Source organism: Rhodoferax sp. PAMC 29310, assembly GCF_017948265.1.
Lineage (GTDB): Bacteria > Pseudomonadota > Gammaproteobacteria > Burkholderiales > Burkholderiaceae_C > Rhodoferax.
In genome coordinates this window covers 4,329,271-4,346,272 of sequence record NZ_CP072852.1, presented here as the reverse complement: position 1 = coordinate 4,346,272, position 17,002 = coordinate 4,329,271, and the positions used below count along the sequence as shown (strand labels likewise).

Genomic DNA, 17,002 nt, shown 5'->3' with positions numbered 1-17,002 from the left:
TATTTTGACCTTCGTCAACTGACTAGTCTAAGTTGGTCGCGCCGATATGGCCTCGTTCTTGGGCCAGCCAATCAAGCACTGGCATGGTCCCCGGCAAAATAGGCGTCACTACGACGGGCAATCGCTGCCAAGAAGCTTGCTGGCCTTCTCTCATTTGCAGTTCACCCTCCCAAGACAATACCTTGCAAAAATGAAGCCGAACCAGGGCATGGGGATAGTCGACAGTCTCATCTTTCCAAGTTGCTACCTCGCCAATCGAGATGCCTAACTCCTCCTGCAACTCGCGGGCCAAAGCTTGGACAACAGACTCGCCGGACTCAAGCTTCCCGCCGGGAAACTCCCAATATCCGGCGTAAACCTTGCCGTTCGGTCTTGAGGTCAACAAAAAGTCTCCGTCAGACCGAATCAAAATGCCAACGGCAACCTCAGTCAAGGGCCGATCCAAGCCACCTTCCCTCGGCAACTGAGCGTCTGCGACCAATGGAGCCGATTTCATGGCATGGTGCTCTGTTTTCCGGAGAAATCCCGCGCAAACTGATAAGCGACACGCCCGCTGCGAGAACCTCGCTCCAAAGCCCAAACCAATGCCTCAGGCTTGGCGAGTTCAATGGATTCAGTGCTCGCACCAAAGAAAGTTAGCCACTGTGCTATCACGGCCAAATACTCATTTTGTGTAAATGGATAAAAACTTACCCAGAGCCCAAAACGCTCCGACAAAGACACCTTTTCCTCGATAACCTCACCCGGATGAACCTCCCCATCTGGCGTATGGGTGTAACTGAGATTTTCCTTCATGTACTCGGGCAACAAATGCCGGCGATTGCTTGTCGCATATACCAGCACGTTAGGTGTCGTTTCCGCCACTGAGCCATCCAAAATAGATTTGAGGGCTTTGTAGCCTGGTTCGCCATCTTCAAAGCTCAAATCGTCACAGAACACAATAAAACGTTCTGGCCGCTCCGACACCAAGTCGACAATGTCGGGGAGATCAACCAAGTCCGTTTTGTCGACTTCAATCAAACGTAAACCTCGGCCCGAGTATTCGTGGAGGCAGGCCCTGATCAGGGATGACTTGCCGGTGCCGCGTGCGCCCGTCAGCAGAACGTTGTTCGCCAGACGCCCATCGACAAACCGAGCCGTATTGCGACTGATTTTCTCCTTCTGCTGGTCGATCTCCTGCAAGTCCGAAAGATGAATAACGCCAACATGGCGTATTGGTTCCAGCGCACCTCGGCCATTGCTTCTCTTTCGATAGCGAAAAGCGATCGAAGCGGTCCAATCCGGTTCAGTAAGTGACTGCGGCAATATCGCTTCGATCCGGCCAATGAGTCGCTCAGCGCGGAGCATCAATTTCTCAAACTGCTCGCTCATGATCGGTAATCGGCATTGATGGTCACATAGTCTTGGCTCAAATCACAAGTCCAGACTGTGTCCTTTGCGTCTCCCCTGCCCAACTCCACCTTGACCGTGATTTCGTTTTTCTTCATGACGCGCTGTCCGTCTTCTTCGCGATATCCTGGATTTCTCCCCCCCTTCACCGCAACGAGGACATCGTCCAAGCGCAAGTCAATGGTGGATTGATCCAAATCCTCTATTCCAGCGTACCCCACAGCTGCAAGAATTCGACCCAAGTTAGGGTCGCTTGCGAAGAACGCCGTTTTCACCAGGGGTGAATGTGCAATGGCATACGCGACCTGGCGACATTCCTGGGTCGATTTTCCACCTGTCACCTCAATTGCTATAAACTTAGTAGCGCCCTCTCCATCTCTGACAATCGCTTGAGCCAGCTTCTTGGCCACCTCGAGCATGGCAAGCTTTAACTTCTGACCAGCCGGACTGGTCAGCGAGTCAATTGGGGCATTCGCCGCTTTGTTTGTGGCAATGACCACGAAGGAGTCATTGGTCGACGTATCGCCATCGACCGTCACCCGATTAAACGATCCGTCTGCCAACTCGGTGGCCAATTGCTTCATTAATGTGGCGCTGATGCAAGCATCCGTCGCCAGAAAACCGAGCATTGTTGCCATGTTCGGGCGAATCATTCCCGCACCCTTGCTAATCCCTGTGATGCTGATCGCGACACCGTCGATGATGACCCGCGTGCCAAACGCCTTCGCCACAGTGTCAGTCGTCATGATGCCTTCAGCTGCTCGCATCCAATTGCCCTCCTGGGCATCAGCCAAGGCTGCTGGCAACCCCGCTTCTATGCGGTCACTGGGCAAAGATTCCATGATCACACCGGTTGAGAACGGCAGGATTTCCTCGGGCATGATCCCAATTCGAGCTGCCAATGCTCTGCAGGTACTCAAGGCGCGCTGACGGCCATCTTCCCCTGTTCCGGCATTGGCATTGCCCGTATTGATCAGCATGGCCCGAACACCCACATTGCTTGCGAGGTGATCTCGGCATATTTGTACTGGCGCGGCACAGAATCGATTTTGGGTGAACACCCCAGCGACTGACGCCCCCTTATCAATCAAGACCACGGTCAGGTCCTTGCGGTTGGCCTTGCGAATACCTGCCTCGGCGACACCAATGCGCAAACCGGCAATGGGAAAGAGTTCAGCGGGATTTGGATTAGATAGGTTCACGGGCATGGTAATTCCTTCATTGATAGAGTCATTGTTCCAAAAAATCTGTCCCATAAATGGCAAACGGGCCATTGGCCCGAATGTTTATCGTGTTTTAGCTTTTACGCCAGCTTGCCATGGCAGTGCTTGTATTTATTGCCACTGCCACACGGACACAATTCGTTGCGACCAACACGAGGAACGTCACCTGTCGCTACGCCGACTGAATTACCCGGAATGGCATTCGCCAGTCGGGTCTCAACTTCCCCGGTTTCATTCGGTGCAGAGTAGGTCACGTTCGCCACGCTTTCACCACGATTCTCCATGTCATCAGCAGCTTGCTCCAATTGGTCGTTGGACTGCACCTTAACCGTCATCAACAACTTGGTAACCTCATTTTTGACAGAGTCGAGCAATTGACCGAACAACTCAAAAGCTTCACGCTTGTACTCTTGTTTGGGTTGTTTCTGGGCATATCCCCGCAAATGAATGCCTTGACGCAAATAGTCCAGCGAGCCCAAGTGATCGCGCCAATGCGTGTCAATGCTTTGCAAAAGAACCATGCGCTCAAACTGAGTGAAATTTTCTCCACCGACAAGCGTCACCTTGGCTTCAAACAACTTGTCGGCTTCGCTTTTGACACTTTCAACGATGTCTTCATCGGTGATAGCACTCGCCGAGCTCACAGCCTCCTGAAGCGCAATTGGCAATTGCCATTCCTCAGACAAGACCTTTTCCAAAGCGGCGATGTCCCACTGCTCCTCAACTGACTCAACTGGCACGTATTCACGAACCAAGTCCTGAAAGCACCCTTCTCGCAATGAGGCTACTTGAGCGGTGAGATCAGTGGCATCGAGAATTTCATTCCGTTGTTGATAAATCACTTTGCGCTGATCGTTTGACACGTCATCATATTCAAGCAGTTGCTTGCGCATGTCGAAGTTGCGTGCCTCAACCTTGCGTTGGGCGCTCTCGATACTACGGGTCACGATGCCTGCCTCAATGGCCTCACCGTCTGGCATCTTGAGTCGGTCCATGATTGATCGCACTCGATCACCCGCAAAAATCCGCATTAGAGAGTCATCCAGACTCAAATAGAAGCGCGATGAACCAGGATCCCCCTGCCGTCCAGAACGACCCCGCAACTGATTATCGATTCGCCGGGACTCATGACGTTCCGTGGCGATGATGCGCAAACCACCTAAAGCCTTGACTTGTTCATGTACCTCTGACCATTGCGCACGAATGCTTGCAATTTGCCCTGACTTTTGGTCCACGTCCAGGGTGTCATTGGCTTCAACCTCTTCAATGGACTTGCTGACATTGCCACCCAACACGATATCCGTTCCGCGCCCGGCCATGTTGGTTGCGATGGTGATCATTTTGGGGCGGCCCGCTTGAGCCACGATGTCCGCTTCTCGGGCGTGCTGCTTGGCATTCAGAACCTGGTGCGGCAGTTTCTCTTGCTCCAACAGTTGCGCAATGATTTCAGAGTTCTCAATAGATGTTGTACCGACCAACACCGGCTGGCCACGCTCATAACACTCACGAATGTCGTTGATCGCGGCCTGGTACTTCTCTGGTGTCGTCTTGTACACGCGATCCAGCTGATCATCTCGCTTGCTCGGCCTGTTGGGCGGCATCACCACCGTCTCAAGGCCATAAATTTCCTGAAACTCATAGGCTTCTGTGTCGGCCGTACCCGTCATTCCAGACAACTTTGAGTACAGGCGAAAGTAGTTCTGGAAGGTAATCGACGCCATGGTCTGATTTTCTGGCTGAATGAGGACGCCCTCTTTCGCCTCAACCGCCTGGTGAAGCCCCTCACTCCAACGACGTCCCGACATCAGACGCCCGGTGAACTCATCCACAATGACGACTTCACCATTTTGAACCACATAGTGCTGATCGCGATGATGTAGATGGTTGGCTCGCAATGCTGCATACAAATGATGCATCAATGTAATGTTGGCTGGGTCATACAAAGATGACCCGGCTGGAATCAAACCCAACTCAAACAGAATTTTCTCGGCGTTTTCGTGCCCTTGCTCCGTGAGGTAAACCTGACGGCTTTTTTCATCCAAGGTGAAGTCACCCGGCTTGGTGACGCCTTCTCCAGTTCGGGGGTCTGCCTCACCCTCCTGAAGCTGCAGCGAAGGCACCACCTTATTGATGGCAATATAGACGTCCGTGTGGTCTTCAGCTTGTCCGCTGATGATCAAGGGTGTGCGAGCTTCGTCAATCAAGATCGAATCAACCTCGTCCACAATCGCGTAGTTCAAGCCCCGCTGGACACGGTCGCCAGACTCGTACACCATGTTGTCCCGAAGGTAATCGAATCCAAATTCGTTGTTCGTACCGTAAGTGATATCCGATTGATAGGCTGCTTGCTTCTCTTCTCTGGACATATTGGGCAAATTGATCCCAACGGTCAGACCCAAAAATTTGTAAAGAGTGCCCATCCACTGAGCATCGCGGTTCGCCAAGTAATCATTGACGGTAACGACATGGACTCCTTTGCCCGTCAATGCATTGAGGTATACCGGCAACGTCGCGGTCAAGGTCTTTCCTTCCCCAGTCCCCATTTCTGAAATTTTTCCGTGATGAAGTGACATGCCCCCCAACATTTGCACGTCAAAGTGACGCATCTTCATGGCGCGCTTTGACCCTTCGCGCACTGCGGCGAATGCCTCGGGCAACAGATCGTCAAGCGCTTCACCTGCAGACAAACGATTTTTGAATTCGGGCGTTTTCGCGCGCAATTCGTCATCCGTCAACTTCTCATAGGCTGCTTCCAGCGCGTTTACACGAGAAACGCCAGTACGATATTGTTTGAGGAGGCGGTCATTGCGACTACCGAAGATTTTTGTAAGGATATTGATGGCCATGAACGCAAGTCGAACTCATTGACTCAATCGAGTCAATCGAGCAGTGCAACCCTTTTTGAATATGAAGGAAATGAGGACTGTCTAGGAAAATTCAAGCATTCAATGGAAACGCGAACTCCAGACAGGCCGACAGTGTGATTTTACGTTGCTCGCATCATGGAGACTTGCGAGTACCGGCTAACGTGTTTCCGGCCTTCCTTGTTGAGGCGCCTGCAGTCGCCGAATCTTTACCCGCGTCCAAAAATTTTTGCGGATCTTGCTGGACTCCATTGACCAGAACTTCGAAGTGCAAATGCGGACCTGTAGAGCGACCCGTGGTTCCAACCTCCGCAATGAGCTGACCCCGCTTGATGAGGTCACCCTTTTTTACCCATGTTTTTACGGCATGCGCATATCTAGTGATCAAATCGTTGCCGTGGTCAATCTCCACCATATTGCCATAGGCAGGATGAAACTCCTGGGTTACCACAACACCACCGGCAGCGGCGAGAATGGGAGTACCCTGCGAGGCCTGAAAATCGAGGCCTGTGTGAAGAGCTGACTGCCCGTTGATTGGGTCTACCCGCCACCCAAAAGGGGAGCCCACGACACTGTCCTCAACCGGCACCCGAGTCGGCACCATCATTGCGCTAATTTTTTTATCGAGCAGGCGTGACTCCAACATTGTCAACGCGTCCGCTCGCTCACCGGTCAACTGCTCGAGACTCGTCAATGTTGCCTCAAGTTCAAGCATACTAAGTGAGTGCCCCATCACCAAGGTCCCTCCCTTTCCAGAGGCTCCTTTTGGAATCGGATTCGCCACACCTGTCAAACCGGAAATCCGCTCGGCGAGTGACTCCAATTGAATGACTTTGGCTTGAATTTCGCCCATTCGACGCGCAAGAACATCAAGGTTTTCCCTGAGAAAACGATCCCTTTGAAGTACATCATCTTTGGTCACAATTTCGGCCAATGGCCCCATGATCGGCCAACCCGCGCGCGCGCCCGTCAAAAATACCCAGTGGTACAGCACCACGGACGTCAACATGAGCAAGGTCGCAGCCAACAGTAGCGCTAGGACCAATTTGGCACCGTTGAGTTGAATGGCACGCGTTCGCGCCGTCCAGCCATCCGTGATAATTAATTGCATCTAACCACCCTTTGTTCCATCCTTTATGCCGCGACATCAACACGTACTCACACTGCTCCAAGCCAGTCAAAGCTCGCCTACCCTTGCTAGGCTAAGCGAATTGGCATCGGACTCCAAGGCTCGACTGAAGGCAGTTGAGTTCCTAATTCCAACAGGGCTCAGAGCCTATGTCGCTCCAGGGCCTATCGATGGACCGGTCTGGTGCCTGCTACTGAGCAGTACATCCGCCGCCGCAAAATTGCGACAACTTCTGCCCGCAATGGAAGCCCATTTACGCGTAAAAGGCTGGGACGTTAACTCGATCCGGATAAAAGTTCAAGCACATCGCCCCCTCTGATTTTCGGAGCAAGTCTGGCCTTACAAGTCGATATTTGGCCGAAAATCTCAAACACGCCAACGAATTGCATCACCCCGTGACAAATCGACGCACCGACCCCGAAACGCAAAAAACCCGATACCTCTTTTAAAGGTTCGGGTTTAGCGTCAATGACTAACTTGAAATTTTGGTGCCGATTGTCGGATTCGAACTGACGACCTACCGCTTACAAGGCGGTTGCTCTACCAACTGAGCTAAATCGGCACTTACTAATTCTAACGTCTTTGGAGGGCTATTTTTTGCCTCGACTGTTATTTTATTCTGGTAAGCGTGGGGCGTGGGCCTCGACTCTCAGGAGAAGCCGTTGGATCAGGACCGGCGAAACCACCCCTATCCAACACCGAAACTACGCTTGTCAAAGCGGTCGTCCGCTTTGCGCTCTTTGCAACTGCTCGGCTAGACACGCCACCAATTTTCCCGGGGGGCTCGATCGTTGAATCGTCGAGCCTTTTAACACTGATCGGGAACGACATGCCCTGACCGTTTTCCCGAGCATATATTCCCATGACTTGACGAACAGGAACTCGAATGTCACGAGCTGCTCCGGCGAACCGCCCCTTGAATTCGATGAATTCATCGCCCAGAGTCAGCGCACTTGTTGCACCAAAGCTGACGTTCAGGACAATTTCTCCCTCTCGAACAAACTCCTGAGGCACTTGAACACTTCCGTCAACGCTCACCGCTAAATGCGGAGTCAATCCATTGTCGGTACACCACTCATGCAGCGCTCGAATCAGATAAGGGCGGGTAGAGGTTGTTTCGGTTTCTCCATTCGTCATGGTCATACGGCAGTTACTTGCGCATTACTTTTTCGGATGGTGTCAGTGCTTCAATGTAAGCAGGACGCGAGAAAATGCGTTCCGCATACTTTAACAAAGGCGCTGCATTCTTACTCAAATCGATGCCATAGTAGTCCAAGCGCCACAGCAGAGGAGCGATCGCCACGTCCAGCATGGAAAACCCGTCACCCAGCATGTATTTGTTCTTCAAGAACACCGGCGCCAACTGAGTGAGCCGATCCTTAATATGTGCCCGCGCCTTCTCAAGGGCTTTTTCGTTACCTTTGGAAACTCGCGACTCCAGTGTGTTGACGTGAACAAACAGTTCCTTCTCAAAATTGAGCAGGAATAGGCGCACTCGTGCACGGTCAACAGGATCACCTGGCATCAGTTGAGGGTGTGGGAAGCGCTCATCGATGTATTCGTTAATGATATTTGACTCGTACAGAATCAGGTCGCGCTCGACCAGAATCGGAACTTGGCCGTATGGATTCATCACATTGATGTCTTCCGGCTTGTTGTACAAGTCCACATCGCGAATCTCGAAATCCATTCCTTTTTCAAAAAGAACAAAACGGCATCGGTGTGAGAACGGGCAGGTTGTACCTGAATACAAGACCATCATATGAGAGGCTCCTAAAAATCAAAAAGAGTGGAACGTGCTACGCACGTCCACTCTGAACAAACTGGATTCTCCACAGCACTATGAGGAACCCAAGTCGAATGCTTCGCTTACTTTATATCTTTCCAGTAGGCTGCATTCAATCTCCACGTGAAGAAAGTGAGCACGCCCAGGAATAAAAGAACCCAAACACCTACTCGAACGCGGGTGTTTTGAACGGGCTCGCCCATCCATTGTAGATAGCTCACCAAATCCCCCATTGCTTCGTCGTATTGCAATGGAGACATTGTGCCGGGCGCTTCCTGCTTCCATCCCTTGAAGACCTTGGTTTCATGACCGTGCTCCCCAATAACCTCAAAGATCGGACTGCGCTCACCCTGAAGTTCCCAGAGCACATGCGGCATGGCCACGTTGGGGAATGCGAGATTATTCCAACCAGTTGGTTTTTCCGCGTCTCTATAGAAAGTCCGCATGTAGGTGTAGAGATAATCCGCACCGGAACCACCCGAACCAGCCCGCGAACGGGCAATCACGGTTAAATCAGGCGGATTGGCGCCAAACCAAGCTTTCGCCTGCTTCGGGTCAATCGCTGCCTTCATGGTGTCGCCAATTTTTGAATTGGTTACCAATAAATTGTCTTTGATCTGGCTCTCAGTCAACCCAATGTCTGTCAAACGGGTGTACCGCATGAAAGCGGCTGAATGGCAATTTAGACAGTAGTTCGCGAACAGCTTAACCCCATTCTGCAGGGCAGCCATGTCATTGGTTTTGTTGGGCGCTTTATCCCAAGCCAATCCACCGCCACCCGCTGCGTGCGCTCCTATCGACATGCCCAAAGCCAGCATCAAGCCGCAGAAAGCCTTATTAGTGAAACTCATTGTTTTCATTTTCTAATCCCACTCAATGTGCCGTGAATGTGACACGCTCAGGCACCGGCTTGGTAACACCAAGACGACTCCACCAAGGCATCAAGATAAAGAAGCCGAAGTAGAACAAGGTGCCAATCTGCGCCACACGTCCACCGATGTCAGAGGGAGGCAAAATTCCCAGGTAGCCCAGCACCAGGAAATTAACCACAAACACGGCATACATGTATTTGTGCCACTGAGGACGATAGCGAATCGATTTGGCCTCGCTGTGATCCAGCCAAGGCAAGAAGAACAGAATCACAACGCCACCACCCATTGCGACAACGCCCCAGAATTTCGCGTCAATGGCCAACATCATGCCAACCACGGCAACAGCCGCCACCAAAATAGCACCTTTGAATACTGCGGGCATCTTCCCCTTCACCGCGGCAACGATCGCACCACCCAAGACACAGGCCATAAAGACGTACATCATTTCCGTCGTCACGGCGCGCAACATTGAGTAGAAAGGTGTGAAGTACCAAACTGGCGCGATGTGAAGCGGGGTTTGGAATGGATCAGCTGGAATGAAGTTGTTGTACTCTAGGAAGTACCCCCCCATTTCAGGTGCGAAGAAAACAATGGCGGTGAACACCATCAAGAACACACTGACAGCGAAGATGTCGTGCACCGAGTAGTAGGGGTGAAAAGGAATGCCGTCTAACGGGCGACCTTTTTCATCCTTATGGTTCTTGATCTCAACACCATCCGGGTTATTAGAGCCCACTTCATGCAAAGCGATGATGTGCGCCACGACCAGACCCAACAGAACCAGAGGCACAGCAATCACGTGAAAGCTAAAGAAGCGATTCAACGTGGCGTCACCCACCACAAAGTCCCCACGAATCAACAATGCAAGATCAGGACCAACGAATGGAATGGCGGCAAAGAGGTTGACAATCACCTGCGCACCCCAATAGCTCATCTGACCCCAAGGCAACAAGTAACCCATAAAGGCTTCAGCCATCAATGCCAGGAAAATACCGCAGCCAAAAAGCCAGATCAACTCGCGTGGTTTGCGATAGCTGCCATACATGAGGCCCCTGAACATGTGCAGGTACACCACGACAAAGAATGCAGAGGCGCCAGTAGAGTGCATGTAGCGAATCAACCACCCCCACGGCACATCGCGCATGATGTACTCAACTGACGCAAAAGCCAGCGCCGCATCGGGCTTGTAGTGCATGACCAGGAAAATACCGGTCACGATTTGAATGACAAGCACCAAGAGGGACAGCGCGCCGAAAATATACCAAAAATTGAAATTCTTGGGAGCGTAGTACTCGCTCATGTGCTCTTTAAAGAGCTTTGACGCAGGAAAGCGGTTGTCAACCCAATTCAACAGCTTTTCGCCGGCGGGCGCATTGGGAGAAACTTCGTGAAATTCAGCCATGTTTACGTCCTCAGGCTTTCTTGTCGTCGCCGATTAGCAACTTGGTGTCGGATAAATACATATGCGGCGGCACTTCAAGATTGTCTGGCGCAGGCTTGTTTTTGTAGACGCGTCCAGCCAAATCAAAGGTCGATCCGTGACAAGGACAAAAGAATCCTCCCTGCCAGTCATCGGGCAATGAGGGCTGAGCCCCAGTCTGAAACTTATCGGAGGGCGAGCAACCCAAGTGTGTGCAAATGCCAACAGCGACGAAGTACTCCGGCTTGATCGAACGCACTTCGTTGCGAGCGTAGTCAGGCGCTTGCTCAGCAGGCTTGCGTTCAGACTTAGGATCTGCCAGTTGAGAGTCCAGCTTGGGCAACGCAGCCAACTGATCAGGCGTACGACGCATGATCCAGACCGGCTTGCCGCGCCACTCAACGGTCATTTTCTCGCCGGGTTTGAGCGCTGAAATATCAGCCTCGACAGCGGCGCCAGCGGCTTTCGCTCTTTCCGAAGGTTGAAAACTGCTGACAAAAGGTACGGCGACGGCACCAGCACCTACGACACCGACGCAGCTTGACGCTATCAGCCACGTTCGTTTGCTTGAGTCGATCTGTCCGCCGTCGACAAGGGTTTCACTCATGGGAATCCTCAATGAAAAACATCGCTAATGGGTTAGCTACTTATTGTAGCTGAGCACTAAATTCGGAACTAATGCCGAAAACCGATATCGAGTTTTAACACTGACCGGCTGGCTGACCCATACTGCGGGACTCAATCTGCAGGAGTATCGAACATGGGAATGATGCAAGAATTTTAAGAGTTTGCTGTGAAAGGCAATGTGATGGATCTGGCGGTCGGCGTCATCATTGGAGGCGCGTTTGGCAAGATCGTTGACTCCATGGTAAAGGAGTTGATCATGCCGTTGGTCGGTGCAATATTCGGCAAATTAGACTTTTCCAATCTATTTATCGTGTTGGGCACTCCCCCAGAAGGTACGGAAATGAGTTTGGTGGCGCTCACAAAGGCAGGAGTTCCCCTGTTTGCTTATGGCAATTTCATCACCGTGGCCGTTAATTTCGCCTTTTTGGCGTTCATCATTTTTATGATGGTCAAGCAGATGAATGGACTGAAGAGGGACGTCCCTGCCGGGACAGCCTCAAAGGGCACTGACAGGAGGCCGGAGTTACGCCGCTTTAATCTTTGCTGCTGGGAACAATAAGGCGTGCGGCTTAACTGAGCTGCTTTGCCATCCTAATCGCGGCAATGAGGCTGGTAGCGTCGGCCAGTCCCGTCCCCGCAATGTCAAAAGCGGTCCCATGGTCTGGGCTGGTCCGAACCAAGGGCAATCCCAATGTGACATTGACGCCCTGTTCCATCCCGAGGTATTTGACGGGGATCAGTCCTTGGTCGTGGTACATCGCCACCACGACGTCAAACTCCCCAATGTGGTTAGCCGAATTTCTCGCACGCATGAAAACAGAGTCAGGCGCAAACGGACCACTCACCACAATCCCCTCGGCGCTCGCAGCGGCAATGGCTGGACCGATGGTGTCAATTTCTTCTCGTCCAAATAGGCCTAATTCGCCCGCATGGGGGTTCAATCCGGCCACCGCGATTCGGGGAGGGCGCCCCAGTACCGGCGTTAAGGCCTTCTGGGTAATTCGAATGGTTTGCAGAACACTTTCAAAATTGACCGCATCAATGGCCGCTTTCAATGACAAATGAATGCTGACCAAAATGACACGCAACTCATCGTTGGCCAGCATCATGCGAACCGGCATTTGAGCTACGCACCTACCGGCATGCTCCGCCGACAAGGCTTGCAGCATTTCGGTGTGCCCGGGAAAGCCGTCATGCGGCAGGCCAGCCAACGACAAAGCCGCCTTGTTTAGAGGAGCGGTCACCATTGCGCGAATGTCGCCCCGCAACGCCGCTCTCGTCGCCCAAACCACACATTCAGCAGCCAATCGACCCGCCTCCGCACTAAGCCGCCCATAGGGAGGCAGTATGGTCAAGGTGGCTGCTGGCCACACTGGCACGCAATTCGGTGGCACTAAGACGATATCGCCCATATCGTCAAGCACGGCCACAGGCAGCGGGAGACCTCCACCATAGACGACCTGAAGCGCGCGCCGAACGACGCCGACGTCACCCACAACAAAACAGCCTTCGGTCACATCGGGGGCGTCACGAAAGGCCTTCGCAATGATCTCGGGACCCACGCCCGCAGGATCACCTAGTGTGATGGCAATGGGGAGTTTCATGGACGTGTTGACGGTGTTCATCTGCTCTCAAGCGGGGTTAGGGATGTCGATGAACTCATGGTCTAGGTTCAACTGTGCTGCGATGTGGGCCGCCACGGCTTGCGCGCCATAGCGTTCGCTGGCATGGTGGCCGCAGGCAATGTAGGAAACGCCACATTCCCGGGCATAGTGCGCCTGTGGTTCGGATATCTCACCGGTGATGAAAACACTCGCCCCCGCTGCAATGGCCGGTTCGAAATAACTTTGCGCTCCACCAGTGCACCATGCTATTTTTTCAATATCGGAATCTTTTTTTCCAACAAAGGTCACAGGACGATTTAGCTCTTTTTCCAGCCGTTGCACCAAGGCTCCAGCATTGGCAAACCCCTCATTGGAAGGGCATTCAGCAATAAATCCCAAGTCTTGCTCGCCAAAGCGCTTCTGCGTCGACAAGCCCAGCTTCAAGCCGAACTGTGCATTATTTCCCAGCTCGGGGTGAGCATCCAGCGGCAGGTGATAGGCAAATAAATTAATGTCGTGGGCCAAGAGCAAAGCGAGTCGCTGCTTCATCCAACCGGTAACGCAACCGTCTTGGCCTCGCCAAAACAAGCCGTGGTGCACAAAAATCGTGTCGGCTTTGGCCTCAACGGCGGCTTCAATCAACGCTCGGCTGGCCGTGACCCCTGAGACAATTTTTCGGATCCGCTCATTGCCTTCAACCTGAAGTCCGTTGGGGCCGTAGTCGCGAAAGCGCTCCGGATTCAGCAGGGTGTCAAAACTCTCTAGGAGTTGAAGTCGGCTTGTCATGGTGGTGGTCGGGTGATGGATGGGGTCGCATCGGAAGTTCGGTGAGTGTTGACGAAATTGTCGGCGAAATGCCGGGCTTAGACGACGACCCGGCAACAGAAGCCACTTCAAGTGAGCTGTCACAACCCTGACCTACTGCGATCCATCGCTTGGCCAGCCGTGCCATCAATGGACTTAACCCAGTCGCGATGGGTCGAAGCCACTGCGGCAAAGCACGACTGAGGACATCCTTGGGTTCACTGATCGCACCACATCGGTACAACAGTCCACCTTCAGACCATCGCAATGCTTTGCAAGCGCCTTGACGGCGTCCTGACAACAAGACGCCAAGGGGGCACGGCTCGGTCAGACAGCAGACGCCACAGCCGTTGCATGGCATACCTTCACTTGGCTTCTGAGGAGCTTCTGGATGAATGTGAATGGTCTGGCGGGGATTCGTCATAGGGTGATTGGACTGTACCGCCTTCAAAGTGACACGACTCGCACCGGCGCAATTCCCTTTTTCATCAGAATGATGGGCCGCGGCCTACAATTTCACTCTAATCGACCTTTACTCTACTTCCGGGGCCTTTGGCCTGAAAGATTCAATGAAACGCCTCTGGTTATTGTTCTCGCAAACTGTGACGGTCTTGATTGCCGCCTATTTTGTCGTGGGCACGCTCAAGCCCGACTGGATGGGTGCCCGCGGTTCCCGCTCGGGGACGGTGGCCTTATTTGAAGCGCCGGCAACCGACGCGACTGCTGTCCCACAGGGAAGCTTTCGCTTGGCGGCGAAAAAATCAGCCGCTGCAGTTGTCAGCATCAACACCAGCAAGGCTGCGCCAGGGTCACCGCACAGCGACGATCCCTGGTTCAAATTTTTCTTTGGGGAGCAGGGAAACGCGCCCCAAGTTGGACTGGGTAGCGGCGTCATCATCAGCCCCAGCGGCTACATCTTGACCAATAATCATGTCGTCGAAAGCGCAGATGAGATTGAGGTCATCCTGAATGACAGCCGACGCGCTCGGGCCAAAGTAATTGGCACTGACCCAGACACCGACTTGGCCGTGCTGAAAATTGAACTGGACCGGCTCCCCGTTATTGTGCTGGGAGACTCTGACACCTTGCAAGTCGGTGATCAGGTGTTAGCCATTGGCAATCCCTTTGGCGTTGGGCAAACCGTGACCGGTGGCATCGTCAGTGCGTTGGGCCGCAACCAGTTGGGCATCAACACCTTCGAGAACTTCATTCAGACCGATGCGGCCATTAACCCAGGTAACTCAGGCGGCGCCTTAGTCGACACCAGCGGCAACCTACTCGGTATCAACACAGCGATTTACTCACGCTCCGGCGGCAGCATGGGCATTGGATTTGCAATTCCGGTGTCCACGGCCAAATTCGTCATGGAGGGGATTGTCAAGGACGGGCAGGTCACACGAGGCTGGATAGGCGTCGAACCCAACGATCTGACCCCGGAGTTGGCGGAAACGTTTGGCGTGAAAGTCACAAAAGGAGTGATCATCACCGGAGTTCTACAGAACGGTCCAGCGGCCCTTTCAGGTATTCGGCCGGGCGACGTCATCACCAGCGTGGCCGGCCAAACCGTCGCAAATGTGTCGGAGTTGCTGTCCAAAGTCGCGGCGCTCAAACCTGGCACCGCTTCGGAGTTCAGTGTGCAACGCGGCGACAACGTCGTGACGACAAACGTGGTGCCCGGCACACGGCCTCAACCCAGAAGATCGATCCAACGTTGATTCAGCTACTGGCTATTGCGACTTCTCCGTGCTTTCATCTGGCCCCTGTGTGTGCCTGATGAAAAGAACTGACGCCCAGATACCGACTTCGTACAAAAGGCACATAGGAATCGCAAGTGCCAGCTGGGAAACGACATCCGGCGGCGTCACGATGGCCGCAATGATAAAGGCCAGAACAACAAAATAGCCGCGAAATTCCTTCAGTTTATCGACACTCACAATGCCCATGCGAGCCAAAACAACGACCACGATCGGCACTTCGAACGCCAAACCGAAGGCCAGAAACATGGTGAGCACGAAACTTAAGTAGGCCTCAATGTCAGGCGTTGCAGTGATGCTTTTCGGCGCAAACCCCTGAATAAAGCTGAACACTTGGCCAAACACGAAGAAATAACAAAAGGCCACGCCAACAAAAAACAAAATCGTGCTGGAGGCAACCAATGGAAGCACCAAGCGCTTTTCATGGGCATACAAGCCAGGCGCAACAAACGACCAAACCTGATAGAGCACAAAGGGCAATGCCATCAGAAACGCGGCCATCAGCAATACCTTAAGCGGCACCATGAACGGCGAAATGACCGACGTCGCGATCAATGTGGCGCCCGCAGGCAAATGCGCCACCAACGGTGCTGCCAACAAGTCATACAGGGCACTAGGGCCTGGAAATATGGCCAGTGCGGCACCTGCAATACCAATCGCGATCATGGCTTTCACCAAACGATCACGCAGTTCTACAAGGTGTTGGACAAAAGGCTGTTCGGTGCCGGCAAGTTCGTCGTTTTTTGGAGAGGAGTCAGACATCAATTAAGCTTTTTCGGCCGGTATCTGGCCACACGCGCCGCGCCCGACAAGGCCTTGGTGCGTATGCCGGTGCGGGCCTTGTACCAGTTAGGGGTCGCCCCTTGTTTGACACGCCATTTCTTTTGGGGATGGCGGTAAACCGGGACAGAGTTGGCGCCATCGTACGAAGAACCACTTGAAGCCACGTCAGTGGCCTGCTCCCAGGACTTCTCGAAGTCGCTGGCGTTGGTTTGAATGGTGTTTTCGACGTCCTTTGCAGCGCCCTCAACCGACTCCTTCATTTTCTTGAGTTCGTCTAGCTCCATGGAGCGACTGACCTCAGCTTTCACATCTGCGACATACCGTTGGGCTTTGCCCATCAGTGTGCCCAAAGTGCGGGCCACACGGGGTAGTTTTTCCGGGCCAATGACGATCAGCGCCACGGCGCCAATCAGTGCCATTTTTGAGATGCCGAGATCAATCATGGCGCGTCAGGCTCAAAGACAGCGTAGCGTTCAAGACTTTTGCTTGGCTTCCACGTCAATCGTGGTGGCCTCCGCAGCCGATTTGGCAGTCACTTTGGCAGCATCAGCTTCCGGCTTCTCGTCGGCCGAGGCACTACCTTCTTTCATACCGTCTTTGAAGCCTTTGACTGCGCCACCCAAGTCGCCGCCCATGTTTTTGAGCTTTTTAGTGCCAAACACCATCACGACGATGAGAAGAACAATCAACCAGTGCCAGATAGAAAACGAACCCATAAAGATCTCCTAACGAATATATGAAATTTTA

18 protein-coding genes and 1 tRNA gene are annotated in these 17,002 nt (G+C 53.0%); 3 read left to right on the top strand and 16 right to left on the bottom strand.

The window, feature by feature from the left end; translation table 11 throughout:
• Positions 1 to 22 precede the first annotated feature (22 nt).
• The 5 genes from J8G15_RS20155 to J8G15_RS20135 form a co-directional block, all read right to left on the bottom strand.
• Positions 23 to 496, bottom strand: coding sequence for an NUDIX domain-containing protein (locus tag J8G15_RS20155; protein WP_210544616.1), 474 nt, complete (start codon positions 494 to 496; stop codon positions 23 to 25).
• Positions 493 to 1,371, bottom strand: coding sequence for an ATP-binding protein (locus J8G15_RS20150; RefSeq protein ID WP_210544614.1), 879 nt, complete (start codon positions 1,369 to 1,371; stop codon positions 493 to 495). Before J8G15_RS20150 ends, J8G15_RS20155 begins: the two co-directional genes overlap by 4 nt.
• On the bottom strand, positions 1,368 to 2,597 hold the full coding sequence (gene argJ, locus J8G15_RS20145; RefSeq protein ID WP_210544612.1) for a bifunctional glutamate N-acetyltransferase/amino-acid acetyltransferase ArgJ: 1,230 nt from the start codon (positions 2,595 to 2,597) through the stop codon (positions 1,368 to 1,370). The genes J8G15_RS20150 and argJ overlap by 4 nt, the downstream gene beginning before the upstream one ends.
• 95 nt (positions 2,598 to 2,692) lie before the next feature.
• Entirely contained in the window at positions 2,693 to 5,458 is a 2,766-nt protein-coding gene (gene secA, locus J8G15_RS20140) for a preprotein translocase subunit SecA (protein ID WP_210544610.1), read from the bottom strand.
• Between the two features lie 154 nt (positions 5,459 to 5,612).
• Positions 5,613 to 6,587 carry a M23 family metallopeptidase gene (locus J8G15_RS20135; RefSeq protein ID WP_210544608.1) on the bottom strand — a complete coding sequence of 325 codons (975 nt, stop codon included), beginning with the start codon at positions 6,585 to 6,587 and terminating at the stop codon, positions 5,613 to 5,615.
• 25 nt (positions 6,588 to 6,612) lie between these two features.
• Between J8G15_RS20135 and J8G15_RS21770 the strand changes: the two genes are divergently transcribed.
• On the top strand, positions 6,613 to 6,924 hold the full coding sequence (locus J8G15_RS21770) for a hypothetical protein (RefSeq protein WP_240538387.1): 312 nt from the start codon (positions 6,613 to 6,615) through the stop codon (positions 6,922 to 6,924).
• Between the two features lie 167 nt (positions 6,925 to 7,091).
• On the opposite strand, the gene J8G15_RS20130 is transcribed toward J8G15_RS21770, so the two are convergent.
• The 6 genes from J8G15_RS20130 to petA form a co-directional block, all read right to left on the bottom strand.
• Positions 7,092 to 7,167: transfer RNA gene (locus J8G15_RS20130), tRNA-Thr, on the bottom strand.
• Between the two features lie 47 nt (positions 7,168 to 7,214).
• Positions 7,215 to 7,742, bottom strand: coding sequence for a ClpXP protease specificity-enhancing factor (locus J8G15_RS20125; RefSeq protein WP_210547686.1), 528 nt, complete (start codon positions 7,740 to 7,742; stop codon positions 7,215 to 7,217).
• Positions 7,743 to 7,755: 13 nt separating this feature from the next.
• Entirely contained in the window at positions 7,756 to 8,367 is a 612-nt protein-coding gene (locus J8G15_RS20120) for a glutathione S-transferase N-terminal domain-containing protein (RefSeq protein WP_210544606.1), read from the bottom strand.
• 107 nt (positions 8,368 to 8,474) lie between these two features.
• A complete protein-coding gene (locus J8G15_RS20115) occupies positions 8,475 to 9,242 on the bottom strand; it encodes a cytochrome c1 (protein ID WP_370627559.1) in 768 nt (255 codons plus the stop codon).
• A 22-nt stretch (positions 9,243 to 9,264) separates the two neighbouring features.
• The gene (locus J8G15_RS20110; RefSeq protein ID WP_210544602.1) at positions 9,265 to 10,665 is read right to left on the bottom strand and encodes a cytochrome bc complex cytochrome b subunit; all 1,401 of its coding nucleotides are present in this window, start codon (positions 10,663 to 10,665) and stop codon (positions 9,265 to 9,267) included.
• Positions 10,666 to 10,675: 10 nt separating this feature from the next.
• Complete coding sequence (gene petA / locus J8G15_RS20105) at positions 10,676 to 11,290, bottom strand: ubiquinol-cytochrome c reductase iron-sulfur subunit (RefSeq protein ID WP_210544601.1); 615 nt, start codon at positions 11,288 to 11,290, stop codon at positions 10,676 to 10,678.
• Between the two features lie 201 nt (positions 11,291 to 11,491).
• Between petA and mscL the strand changes: the two genes are divergently transcribed.
• Entirely contained in the window at positions 11,492 to 11,869 is a 378-nt protein-coding gene (gene mscL / locus J8G15_RS20100) for a large conductance mechanosensitive channel protein MscL (RefSeq protein ID WP_370627557.1), read from the top strand.
• A gap of 10 nt (positions 11,870 to 11,879) precedes the next feature.
• On the opposite strand, the gene pdxA is transcribed toward mscL, so the two are convergent.
• Together pdxA and J8G15_RS20090 are read right to left on the bottom strand one after the other, a co-directional pair.
• Complete coding sequence (gene pdxA / locus J8G15_RS20095) at positions 11,880 to 12,914, bottom strand: 4-hydroxythreonine-4-phosphate dehydrogenase PdxA (protein ID WP_210544599.1); 1,035 nt, start codon at positions 12,912 to 12,914, stop codon at positions 11,880 to 11,882.
• A gap of 27 nt (positions 12,915 to 12,941) precedes the next feature.
• Positions 12,942 to 13,700 carry a Nif3-like dinuclear metal center hexameric protein gene (locus J8G15_RS20090; protein ID WP_210544598.1) on the bottom strand — a complete coding sequence of 253 codons (759 nt, stop codon included), beginning with the start codon at positions 13,698 to 13,700 and terminating at the stop codon, positions 12,942 to 12,944.
• A gap of 587 nt (positions 13,701 to 14,287) precedes the next feature.
• On the opposite strand from J8G15_RS20090, the gene J8G15_RS20085 reads away from it, so the two are divergent.
• The gene (locus tag J8G15_RS20085) at positions 14,288 to 15,433 is read left to right on the top strand and encodes a S1C family serine protease (protein ID WP_210544596.1); all 1,146 of its coding nucleotides are present in this window, start codon (positions 14,288 to 14,290) and stop codon (positions 15,431 to 15,433) included.
• 12 nt (positions 15,434 to 15,445) lie between these two features.
• Here J8G15_RS20085 and tatC read toward each other — a convergent pair whose 3' ends face one another.
• Genes tatC through tatA form a run of 3 tightly spaced genes read right to left on the bottom strand, consistent with a single transcriptional unit; the run spans position 15,446 to position 16,971 of the window.
• The gene (gene tatC / locus J8G15_RS20080; protein WP_210544595.1) at positions 15,446 to 16,234 is read right to left on the bottom strand and encodes a twin-arginine translocase subunit TatC; all 789 of its coding nucleotides are present in this window, start codon (positions 16,232 to 16,234) and stop codon (positions 15,446 to 15,448) included.
• Entirely contained in the window at positions 16,234 to 16,698 is a 465-nt protein-coding gene (locus J8G15_RS20075; protein ID WP_210544594.1) for a twin-arginine translocase TatA/TatE family subunit, read from the bottom strand. Before J8G15_RS20075 ends, tatC begins: the two co-directional genes overlap by 1 nt.
• 30 nt (positions 16,699 to 16,728) lie before the next feature.
• Positions 16,729 to 16,971: a Sec-independent protein translocase subunit TatA gene (tatA, locus tag J8G15_RS20070; protein ID WP_210544592.1), complete on the bottom strand. Its 243-nt coding sequence runs from the start codon at positions 16,969 to 16,971 to the stop codon at positions 16,729 to 16,731.
• Positions 16,972 to 17,002 lie beyond the last annotated feature (31 nt).